General features: G+C 73.7%; 9 protein-coding genes and 1 pseudogene. 5 read left to right on the top strand and 5 right to left on the bottom strand.

Annotation, left to right across the window (positions count from 1 at the left end; translation table 11 throughout):
* The 4 genes from B7L92_RS02685 to B7L92_RS02700 all read left to right on the top strand — a co-directional run.
* On the top strand, nucleotides 1–375 hold a 375-nt coding region (locus B7L92_RS02685; RefSeq protein WP_174703917.1), incomplete at its 5' end, for a PDGLE domain-containing protein.
* Between the two features lies 1 nt (nucleotide 376).
* Entirely contained in the window at nucleotides 377–1,141 is a 765-nt protein-coding gene (gene cbiQ, locus B7L92_RS02690) for a cobalt ECF transporter T component CbiQ (protein WP_081235895.1), read from the top strand.
* The gene (locus B7L92_RS02695; protein ID WP_081235896.1) at nucleotides 1,129–1,917 is read left to right on the top strand and encodes an energy-coupling factor ABC transporter ATP-binding protein; all 789 of its coding nucleotides are present in this window, start codon (nucleotides 1,129–1,131) and stop codon (nucleotides 1,915–1,917) included. Before cbiQ ends, B7L92_RS02695 begins: the two co-directional genes overlap by 13 nt.
* 193 nt (nucleotides 1,918–2,110) lie before the next feature.
* Complete coding sequence (locus B7L92_RS02700; RefSeq protein WP_081235901.1) at nucleotides 2,111–3,268, top strand: serine hydrolase domain-containing protein; 1,158 nt, start codon at nucleotides 2,111–2,113, stop codon at nucleotides 3,266–3,268.
* Between the two features lie 14 nt (nucleotides 3,269–3,282).
* On the opposite strand, the gene B7L92_RS02705 is transcribed toward B7L92_RS02700, so the two are convergent.
* The 5 genes from B7L92_RS02705 to B7L92_RS02725 form a co-directional block, all read right to left on the bottom strand.
* A complete protein-coding gene (locus B7L92_RS02705; protein WP_081235902.1) occupies nucleotides 3,283–3,558 on the bottom strand; it encodes a DUF1876 domain-containing protein in 276 nt (91 codons plus the stop codon).
* A gap of 94 nt (nucleotides 3,559–3,652) precedes the next feature.
* A complete protein-coding gene (locus B7L92_RS02710; RefSeq protein ID WP_081235897.1) occupies nucleotides 3,653–4,498 on the bottom strand; it encodes an EamA family transporter in 846 nt (281 codons plus the stop codon).
* Nucleotides 4,495–5,037, bottom strand: coding sequence for a YbaK/EbsC family protein (locus B7L92_RS02715; RefSeq protein ID WP_081235898.1), 543 nt, complete (start codon nucleotides 5,035–5,037; stop codon nucleotides 4,495–4,497). Before B7L92_RS02715 ends, B7L92_RS02710 begins: the two co-directional genes overlap by 4 nt.
* Before the next feature lie 188 nt (nucleotides 5,038–5,225).
* Nucleotides 5,226–7,460, bottom strand: a complete 2,235-nt coding sequence (locus B7L92_RS02720; protein WP_081235899.1) for an MMPL family transporter — start codon at nucleotides 7,458–7,460, stop codon at nucleotides 5,226–5,228.
* 181 nt (nucleotides 7,461–7,641) lie between these two features.
* Nucleotides 7,642–8,241: a TetR/AcrR family transcriptional regulator gene (locus B7L92_RS02725; RefSeq protein ID WP_081235900.1), complete on the bottom strand. Its 600-nt coding sequence runs from the start codon at nucleotides 8,239–8,241 to the stop codon at nucleotides 7,642–7,644.
* A 185-nt stretch (nucleotides 8,242–8,426) separates the two neighbouring features.
* Between B7L92_RS02725 and B7L92_RS02730 the strand changes: the two are divergent.
* Nucleotides 8,427–10,052 (top strand): annotated as a pseudogene (locus tag B7L92_RS02730) (PD40 domain-containing protein); the annotation flags it as partial.

Genomic DNA, 10,052 nt, shown 5'->3' on the forward strand with positions numbered 1-10,052 from the left:
AGCGGGCCGGCCCCCGCCCCGGCCCGCTCCCCGCGCAAGGTCTGGGCGGCCGGCCTGGTCACCTCACTCGTCCTCGCCGGTTTCGTCAGCTTCTACGCCTCCGCCGCCCCCGACGGCCTGGAGAAGGTCGCCACCGACCACGGCATCGACGAGAAGGCCGAGAAGCACGCGGCGGCCGACTCCCCGCTCGCCGACTACGGCGTCGAGGACGTCGACGACGCCCGCCTGTCCGGCGGCCTCGCGGGGGTGATCGGCGTCGGCGTCACGGTCGTCGCGGGCACCGGGGTGTTCTGGGTGGTGCGCAGACGGCGCACGGACGAGAAGGCCGACGCCGCGCCGCCCTCGGACACCGGCTCCACGGGGACGAGTTCCTGACATGGGCGCGGGCCACGCCGCCCATCGGCTCTACCGGCAGGGGCACTCCGCCGTGCACGCCCTGCCGCCGCACACCAAGCTCGTCGCGGTCCTCGCCTTCGTGGTGGTGGTCGTCTCCACCCCGCGCGGGGCGATGTGGGCGTTCGCGGTGTACGCCGTCCTGCTCGGCCTCGTCGCCCGCGCCGCCCGCGTCCCGGCCGGTTTCCTGCTCGAGCGGCTGCTGATCGAGGTGCCGTTCGTCGCCTTCGCGGTGCTCCTGCCGTTCGTGGCGGAGGGCGAGCGGGTCGACGTCCTCGGGCTGTCCCTGAGCGTCAGCGGCCTGTGGGGCGCCTGGAACGTGCTGGCCAAGGGCACCCTGGGCGTCGCCGCCTCGGTCCTGCTCGCGGCCACGACCGAACTGCGGGAGCTGCTGCTCGGCCTCCAGCGCCTGCGGCTGCCGCCGCCGCTGGTGCAGATCGCCTCGTTCATGATCCGTTACGGCGACGTCGTCACCGACGAGATGCGGCGCATGCGGATCGCCCGCGAGTCCCGGGGCTTCGAGGCGAGCGGGGTGCGGCACTGGGGCGTCCTCGCCAAGTCGGCGGGCGCGCTGTTCATCCGCTCCTACGAACGCGGCGAGCGCGTGCACCTGGCCATGGTGAGCCGCGGTTACTCCGGTTCCATGCCGGTGATCGACGAGGTGACCGCGTCCCGGGCCCAGTGGTCGTCCGCGCTCGCCCTCCCGTCCGCCGCCCTCGTCGTCTGCCTGCTGGGATGGTTGCTGTGACGGAACGTGCGAGGGACGGCGCGACGGCTTCCCTGGAGGTCTCCGGCCTCGCCTTCGCCTACCCCGACGGCCACCAGGTCCTGTTCGGCGTCGACTTCCGCGTCGCGCGCGGCGAGCGGGTCGCGCTGCTCGGTCCGAACGGTGCCGGCAAGACCACCCTCGTGCTCCACCTCAACGGCATCCTGTCCGGCGGCACGGGCACGGTGAAGGTGGCCGGGCTGGAGGTGTGCGGGCGGCACATGGCCGAGATCCGGCGCCGGGTCGGCATCGTCTTCCAGGACCCGGACGACCAGCTGTTCATGCCGACCGTGCGGGAGGACGTGGCGTTCGGTCCGGCGGCGGCCGGGCTCAGGGGGCCCGAGCTGGAGGAGCGCGTGGACCGTGCCCTCGCGCGCGTCGGCATGGCGCAGTTCGTGGACCGCCCCCCGCACCACCTCTCCTTCGGCCAGCGGCGCCGGGTGGCGGTGGCGACCGTGCTCGCGACGGAGCCGGAGATCCTGGTCCTGGACGAGCCGTCCTCCCACCTGGACCCGGCCTCCCGCCGCGAACTGGCCGACGTCCTGCGCTCCTTGGACGTCACCGTCCTGATGGTCACCCACGACCTGCCCTACGCCCTCGAACTGTGCCCGCGCTCGCTGGTCCTGAGCGACGGGGTGATCGCGGCGGACGGCGGCACGGCCGACCTGCTCGCCGACGACGGCCTGATGCGCGCGCACCGCCTGGAGCTGCCCTACGGCTTCGACCCGCGCTCGGTCCCGGCGGCCCCGGGACGCTGAGCGGCCGGACGCGGCGGCGGCACCGACACGACGATCGCGCCGCCCCGTCGCGCCCCAGGAATCGCAGGCGAACGACGGCTGTTGCACCCACTGTCACAGGCAGCCGCCCCGAGCGGCCGCCACCTGTTCTTCAGCCGACCGGAAGGAACCGACGGACGTGGATGCGGACGCGAACACGCGGGCGGACGGGGACGTGGACGTGCACGGCACGGTGGCCGAGGGCTTCGAGCCGGTCCGGGCGGCGTTCGCGCGGAACTTCCGGACGCTCGGCGACCGGGGCGCGGCGGTCGCCGTCTACCGGGACGGGCGCAGGGTCGTCGACCTGTGGGCCGGTGTGCGGGACGTCGACGGCACCGAGCCGTGGGAGCGGGGCACGGCCCAGGTCGTGCGCTCGGCGACCAAGGGCGTCGCCGCCGCCGTCCCGCTGCTGCTGCACCAGCGCGGTGAGCTGGACCTGGACGCGCCGGTCGGCCACCACTGGCCGGAGTTCAAGGCGCACGGCAAGGAGCGGGTGCTGGTCCGGCACGTGCTGAACCACCGCGCCGGGCTCCCGGCCCTGGACCACCCGCTCACCCTGCGGGAGGCGGCCGACCCGCTGCGCAGCGCCGAGGCGCTCGCCGCCCAGCCGCCCGCGTGGGAGCCGGGCACCGACCACGGCTACCACGCCCTCACCTACGGCTGGCTGCTCGACGCGCTGGTGCGGCGCGTGACCGGCCGGGGCTCCGGCGAGTGGATCGCGTCCGAGATCGCCGGCCCGCTGGGACTGGACCTGTGGGTGGGACTGCCGGACGCGCAGGCGCACCGGGTGGGCCGGGTCGGCCCGGTCGAGCAGCCCGAGCAGCCCGGCGTGCTCCGCGCCCGCCCCAAGCGCGCGGTCGCCGACGCCTACGCCGACCCGGCCTCCCTCACCCGCCGGGCCTTCGCCGCGATCACTCCCTTCCCGGACCAGAACGACCCGGCGTTCCGCGCGGCGGCCCTGCCCGCCGCGAACGGCATCGCGACGGCGGACGGGCTGGCCCGCTTCTACGCGTCACTGATCGGGCCGGTCGACGGCGTGCGCCTCCTCGACCCGGCCACCGTCGGCCTCGCCCGCGCCGAGGAGTCGGCGGGCCCGGACCGCGTCCTGGTCGTCGGCACCCGCTTCGGCCTCGGCTACATGCTGCACGGAGGTGCCTCCCCCTTCCTCGGCCCGGGCTCCTTCGGCCATCCCGGCCGCGGCGGCTCCCTCGGCTTCGCCGATCCGGAGACGGGCGTCGCCTTCGGCTACGTCACCAACGGCCTGCGCCGCACCGTGACGGCGGACCCCCGGGCGCAGGCACTGATCCGGGCGGTGCGGCACGTGGTGGGCTAGGGGATCCGGCACCCCTACACGTGGATCGGGTGCGAGATGCGGCCCGACGCCGCGTCGATCTCGTCGTGCGCCTTGGTCAGCAACTGCATGGCGAGTTCGTTCAATGCCCGGGCGCCGGCGACCTCCTCACCGATCCTGGGCTGATTCGCGTCGGTGTGGTGCCGGGTCGCGTGGCCGTGTGCCCGTACCTCGGTCCCGTCGGGCAACCGGACCAGCGCGGCCGCACGCGTGTGCTGATCGTCCTCCTGGAACTCCAGCTCCACGTGCCATCCCACTGCGGTGTGCATCATGACGATCACCTCCGGAAGTTCTCATTCCAGGGTGCTCCTCCCCCCGCCCGGACGCACCCGGCCGACGGCGATCCGCCGGGGGCGACGCCCTCGCCTACCCCGCGCGCAGCATCAGCCCGATCCCGACGACCAGCAGCCCGGCCGCCGCGATGCGCGGGGCGCCGAAGCGCTCCTCGAAGAACAGGGCCCCGATCGCCGCGCCCACGATGATCGAGGACTCCCGCAGGGCCGCGACGGGGGCGAGTTCGGCGCGGGTCTGGGCCCACAGGACGAGCGCGTACGCCGCGACGGACAGCGCGGCACCGAGCAGCCCGAGGCCGGCGTGCGGCCGCAGCAGGGTCGGCGTCCGCCACCGCCAGCGCCACAGCGCGTACGCCGGGATCACCGTGCCCTGGATCGCCATCAGCCAGGCGATGTAGCCGAGGGGGGAACCGGAGGCACGGACGCCGAGCCCGTCGACGACCGTGTACACCGCGATGCTCAGGCCGGTCGCCAGCGCCGCGCCGATCGCCGCCCAGTCGGGCCGGCGCCCGCGCAGCCCCCACAGGGCGACGCCGCTCAGGCCCGCGCAGGACAGAGCGATCCCGGCGGCGGCCCAGCCGTCCGGCACCTCGTGCGCGAAGACGGCGGCGAGGACCGTGACGATCAGGGGCGCGCTGCCCCGGGCGAGGGGGTACACCTGGCCGAAGTCGCCCAGCCGGAAGGACTTCATCAACAGCGCGTAGTACGCGATGTGAAGGGCGGCCGAGCAGAACAGGTACGGCCACGCCCCGGCCGCCGGGAACGGCACGAACGGCACCAGCGCCAGCCCGATCAGCAGTCCGCCGCCGGAGATCAGCGCGAACCCGACCAGCTTGTCGGTGATCCGGTGCGCGATGGCGTTCCAGCCGGCGTGGGTGACCGCGGCGAGCAGGACGGCCGTGGTGACCAGCGGAGTCACGAAGCGCGCTCGCGCACGTCCACCAGGGTGCCGCCGGCGTGGGAGATCAGCGTCTCGGGTTCCATCGGGAAGACGCTGTACGGGGTGCCGGCCGCCGCCCACACCACGTCGTGGTCGAGGAGGGAGCGGTCGGCGAGGACACGGGTCCGCGTCCGGTGGCCGAAGGGGGGCACGCCGCCGATGGCGTACCCGGTGGTCTCGCGCACGACGCCGGCCCCGGCCCGGGTCACCTTCTCGGCCCCGAGCTCCCGGCGCACCCGCTCGACGTCCACCCGCGAGGCACCGTCCACGAGCACCAGCACCGGCACGCCCTCCCCGGGCTCCCCGTCCTGCTCGAGCAGGGGGGACCCCCATGCGGCGAAGATCAGCGACTTGCAGATCTGGCTCGGCTCGCACCCGATCGCGGCGGCGGCCTCGGCGGCGGTCCGGGTGGCCTCCGGGAAGCGGCGGACCCGCGCGGTCAGGTCGTCGAGCCCGAGCGCGCGCAAGGCCTCGGCGAAACGGGGGTGGGCGTCGGAACCGCCGTCGGTCGTCGTCATGAGCGGCACCGTAGCGGTGGCCGTACGGCGCGGGCGACCGGGTTTGCCCGTGACCGCGGGGCCACCCGCGCCCGCGCCCGTGCCCGCACAGCCTCCGGAACGGCCGGCGCGGGGCGGTGAAAGGGAGGCCGGTGAGGGCGCCCCGTCCCCACGGAGCCCTCACCGGCCGGTTCGGTGGTTCCGGACCGTCAGGCCCGTACGAGTTCCCGGTCCTCGTCCTTCCTGTCGTCCTCCGTGCGCAGGCCCTCGCCCTCGACGTCCACGTTGGGCAGGACCCGGTCCAGCCACTTCGGCAGCCACCAGGCCTTCTTGCCGAGGAGGGCCAGGACCGCCGGGACGATCGCCATGCGGACGACGAACGCGTCGAAGAGGACGGCGATCGCGAGGCCGAAGCCGATCATCTTGACCATCGACTCGCTGGAGCCGATGAAGCCGGAGAAGACCGCGATCATGATCACCGCGGCGGCCGTGACCACCCGGGCGCCGTGCCGGAAGCCGGTCACCACGGCCTGGCTCGGCTGCTCGCCGTGGACGTAGGCCTCCCGCATCCGGGTCACGAGGAACACCTCGTAGTCCATGGCCAGTCCGAAGACCACGCCGACCATGAAGATCGGCATCATCGACATGACCGGGCCGGTCTGCTCCACGTTCATCAGGCCGGACAGCCAGCCCCACTGGAAGACCGCGACCACCGCGCCGAGGGCCGCCAGCACCGACAGCAGGAACCCGAGGGCCGCCTTCAGCGGGACCAGGATCGAGCGGAAGACCACGATCAGCAGGAGGAAGGCCAGGCCGACCACCAGGATCAGGTACGGGACCAGCGCGTCGTTGAGCTTCTGGGACACGTCGATGTTCATCGCCGTGGCGCCCGTCACCAGGACGTCGGCCTCGGTGTCGGCCTTGATCTCCCGGCCCGCGTCACGGATGCCGTGCACCAGGTCCTCGGTCGCCACCGACGAGGGCTTGGACTCGGGGACGACGGTGATCGTCGCCGTGTCGCCGGCCTTGTTGGGGGCCGCCGGGGCCACGGCCACCACGTCGTCGAGGGCCTTGACGGCGTCGCTCGTCCGCTGGAAGACGGCCTGCGGGTCGTCGCTGCCCTTGGCGTCGACCACGACCACCAGGGGTCCGTTGAAGCCGGGGCCGAAGCCCTCCGACATCAGGTCGTAGGCGCGGCGCTGCGTGGTGGACGTCGGCTGCGAGCCGTCGTCGGGCAGGCCCAGTTCCAGGGAGGCCGCCGGGACGGCCGCGGCGCCCAGGCCGACGACGCCGAGCAGGAGGACCGCCACGGGACGGCGCACGACGAAGCTCGCCCAGCGGGTGCCCATGTTCGGGCGCTGCGGCTTCCGCTCGTTCCCGTCCTTCTCGGACCCGTTCTTCTCGGAGCGGCCGCCGAGCAGCCTGCTCTTCTCGCCGACCGGGCGGACCCTGCGGCCCGCGTAGCCGAGCAGCGCCGGGACCAGGGTGAGGGCGATGACGACCGCGATGGCGACCGTGGCCGCGGCGGCGACACCCATCTTGGTCAGCAGCGGGATGTTGACCACCGCGAGGCCGACCAGGGCGATGACGACGGTGAGGCCGGCGAAGACCACCGCGGAGCCCGCGGTGCCGACGGCGCGGCCGGCCGCCTCCTCGCGCTCGCGGCCCTCGGCCAGTTCGGCCCGGTAGCGGGAGACGACGAACAGCGCGTAGTCGATGCCGACCGCGAGGCCGATCATCGTGGCCAGGATGGGGGTGGTGGAGTCGAGTTCGAGGGTGCTGGCCAGCGCGGTGATGGTGCCGACGCCGATGCCGACGCCGATGATCGCGGTGAGCAGCGGCATGCCGGCCGCGAGCAGCGAGCCGAAGGTGATGACGAGGACGACCGCGGCCACGCCGATGCCGATGACCTCGGCGGCACCGGTGTGCGGGACGGCCTGCAGCGCGTCACCGCCGATCTCCACGGTCAGCCCGGCGTCGCGGGCGTCCTCGGCGGCGCCCTCCAGCGCGTCGCGGGAGGACTCCTCCAGCTCCAGGCCGGAGACCTTGTAGCTCACCGAGGTGTAGGCGATGGTGCCGTCCTGGCTGACGCCGCCGCCCTCGTAGGGGTCGGTGACGCGGGCGACCTCGGAGCCGCCGGAGAGCTCCTCGACGGTCTTCCGGACGATCGCCTTGTTCTCGGCGTCGGTCACCTTCTCGCCGGCGGGCGCCTTGAAGACGACGCGTCCGGTCGCTCCGTCGGCGCTGGCGCCGGGGAACCGCTCCTCCAGCAGGTCGAAGGCCTTCTGGGCCTCGGTGCCGGGGATGGAGAAGGAGGTGGGGCCGGCCGCCGGGGCGCCGGCCGCGCCGACGCCCGCGAGCGCCAGCAGCGCCACCCAGAACAGGGCTATGACATGCCGTCGCCGGAAGGAGAACCGGCCGAGTCGGTAGAGGAAAGTGGCCACGGGGGCGTACTCCCGATCAAGTCGTGGGTACTTCGGGGCAGGGGTGATCAGCCCGACGACGACGGGGGAACCACCCACGCCCTCGGGGCGGTGGGTGCGGTGGCGTCAGGTGGTGACAGGTTGCGACGGGTTGCGACAGGTTGTGACAGGTGGTGTCAGGTGGTGACTGACCGGGCGGCGGTCAGTCGGTGGGGACGCCGAGGGCGGGGAGGACCACGGCGTCGATGTACGAGGCGAGGAATCTCTGGGTGGGCGGCAGGTCGTCGATCAGCGTCCGCGTGGCGAACGCGCCCACGAACATGTGCGTCACGTACTCCAGCGCCGGATTGTCGGGGCGGATCTCGCCCCGGTCGATCGCCTGCCGGATGATCCGCCGGAACTCCTCGATCTCCGGCTCCACCAGGAGTTCCTTGAACGCCTGGCGCAGGTCGTCGTTCATGTGCACGGCCATGGACAGCGCCCGCATCAGGGCGACGTTCTGCTCCATGGCGCAGTCGTCCTCGCGCGCGATGATGGCGTGCAGGTCGCCGCGCAGGGAACCGCTGTCGATGTCGGCGATGCTGCCCGGCTTCTGGCTCCGCAGCGCCTTCACCACCAGCTCGGCCTTGCCGCCCCACTGGCGGTAGAGGGTGGCCTTGCTGGACCGGGTGCGGGCGGCGACGGCGTCCATGGTGAGGGCGTCGTAGCCGACCTCACGGAGCAGGTCGAGCACGGCCCGGTACAGCTCGGCCTCGCGCTCGGGGGTGATCCGGCTGCGACGTGCCGTCGCGACTTCGCTCATCCCCTCCACCTTCCCGTTCCACTCCGGTCCGACCCGTCGCGCCGAACGAAACCGTTTCGTACAGGGCGAGAATACCCCACCCCCTTAAGGAAACGAAACCGTTTCGTACGTGCTCCGGGTCACGTCCCCTCGCTCCCCGTCTGCCCGAGTTGCTGCGGCCCATCCCCGGGAAAAGCATGGGAAGGGTGAGCTATCTGCGCCTGCCGCACCTCAACGGCGACCTGCTGTGCTTCGTGGCCGAGGACGACCTCTGGCTCGCCCCGCTCGACGGTCCGGGCCGGGCCTGGCGGCTCACCGTCGACCGCACCAAGCTCGGCCACCCCCGCTTCTCGCCCGACGGCCGCCACATCGCGTACACGAGCTGGTTCAGCCTCGACCCCGAGGTCCACCTCGTCCCGGTGGACGGCGGTCCGGCCCGCCGGCTGACCCACTGGGGCAGCTCCGACACCCGGGTCTGCGGCTGGGCGCCCCCCGACGGGGAGAACGACGCCGAGATCCTCGCCGTCACCTCGCACGACGAGCCCTTCTCGTACTTCACCTGGGCCTACAAGATCGCCTGCGACGGCAGCCCGGGCCGCAAGCTGCCCTGGGGCCCGGTGACCGACATCCAGGTCGCCGACCTCGCCGGGGAGCGGAGGACACTGCTGCTCACCGGCACCCCGCCGCACGAACCGGCCTCCTGGAAGCGCTACCGGGGCGGGGCGACGGGCAGGCTGTGGCTGCACGGGCAGCGGCTGCTGGAGGGGCTCGACGGCCATCTGCACTCCCCCCTGTTCGTCGCCGGACGGATCGCCTTCCTCTCCGACCACGAGGGCGTCGGCAACCTGTACTCGTGCGCGTACGACGGCTCCGACCTGCGCCGGCACACCGACCACGACGCCTTCTACGCCCGGCACGCCGCCAGTGACGGCACCCGGGTCGTCTACCAGTGCGCCGGCGACCTGTGGATCGTGGACGACCTGTCCCCCGGCTCCGCCCCGCGCCGCCTCGACGTGCGGCTGAGCGGCCCGCGGACCGGGCGGCGCCGCTACCAGGTGCCGGCCGCGCACCACCTGGACGGCCTCTCGGTCGACGAGACCGGCCGGGCGAGCGCCGTCGTCGTGCGCGGCAGCCTGTACTGGCTCACCCACCGCGACGGTCCCGCGCGCACCCTCACCGACGCCCCGGGCGTGCGGGTGCGGCTGCCGGAGATGCTCGGCGAGAGCGGACAGGTGGCGTACGTGACGGACGCCGAGGGCGAGGACGCCGTCGAGATCGCCTCCCTGCCCCGGGCCAGCGGCCAACGCCCGCCCCGGCGGCTGGCCTCCGGGAAGCTGGGCCGGGTGCTGGAGATGGTGGCGGACCCGGACGGGGAGCGGCTGGCCGTCGCCGCGCACGACGGGCGGCTGCTGCTGGTGGACACGGACCCCTCCCAGGACGGCTCCGGCGGCGGGGTCACCGAGCTGGTCCGCTCCGTCAACGGACCGGTGCGCGACCTCGCCTTCTCCCCCGACGGCGCGTGGCTGGCGTGGTCGCACCCCTGGATCGGGCGGTCGCTGCGGCAGATCAAACTCGCCCGGATCGCCGGACCGGCGGAGGGGGAGCGGACGGTCGTCGACGTCACCGACGGCCGCTTCGAGGACGAGAACCCGGTCTTCACCCGGGACGGCCGCTACCTCGCCTTCCTGTCCTGGCGCGGCTTCGACCCGGTGTACGACGTGCACACCGGCGACCTGTCCTTCCCGCTGGGCTGCCGCCCCTACCTCGTACCGCTGTCCTCGGCGACCCCCTCCCCGTTCGCCCTGAACCCCGAGGGCCGCCCGGCCGCCGGG

Source organism: Streptomyces viridosporus (genome assembly GCF_002078235.1).
Taxonomy (GTDB): Bacteria; Actinomycetota; Actinomycetes; order Streptomycetales; family Streptomycetaceae; genus Streptomyces; species Streptomyces viridosporus.

What these genes read in the sequence shown, in the direction of transcription:
- cbiQ (WP_081235895.1), top strand. Translation starts at nt 377, where the DNA reads ATGGGCGCGGGCCACGCCGCCCATCGGCTCTACCGGCAGGGGCACTCC.
- B7L92_RS02695 (WP_081235896.1), top strand. Translation starts at nt 1,129, where the DNA reads ATGGTTGCTGTGACGGAACGTGCGAGGGACGGCGCGACGGCTTCCCTG.
- B7L92_RS02705 (WP_081235902.1), bottom strand. Translation starts at nt 3,558, where the DNA reads ATGATGCACACCGCAGTGGGATGGCACGTGGAGCTGGAGTTCCAGGAG.
- B7L92_RS02715 (WP_081235898.1), bottom strand. Translation starts at nt 5,037, where the DNA reads ATGACGACGACCGACGGCGGTTCCGACGCCCACCCCCGTTTCGCCGAG.
- B7L92_RS02725 (WP_081235900.1), bottom strand. Translation starts at nt 8,241, where the DNA reads ATGAGCGAAGTCGCGACGGCACGTCGCAGCCGGATCACCCCCGAGCGC.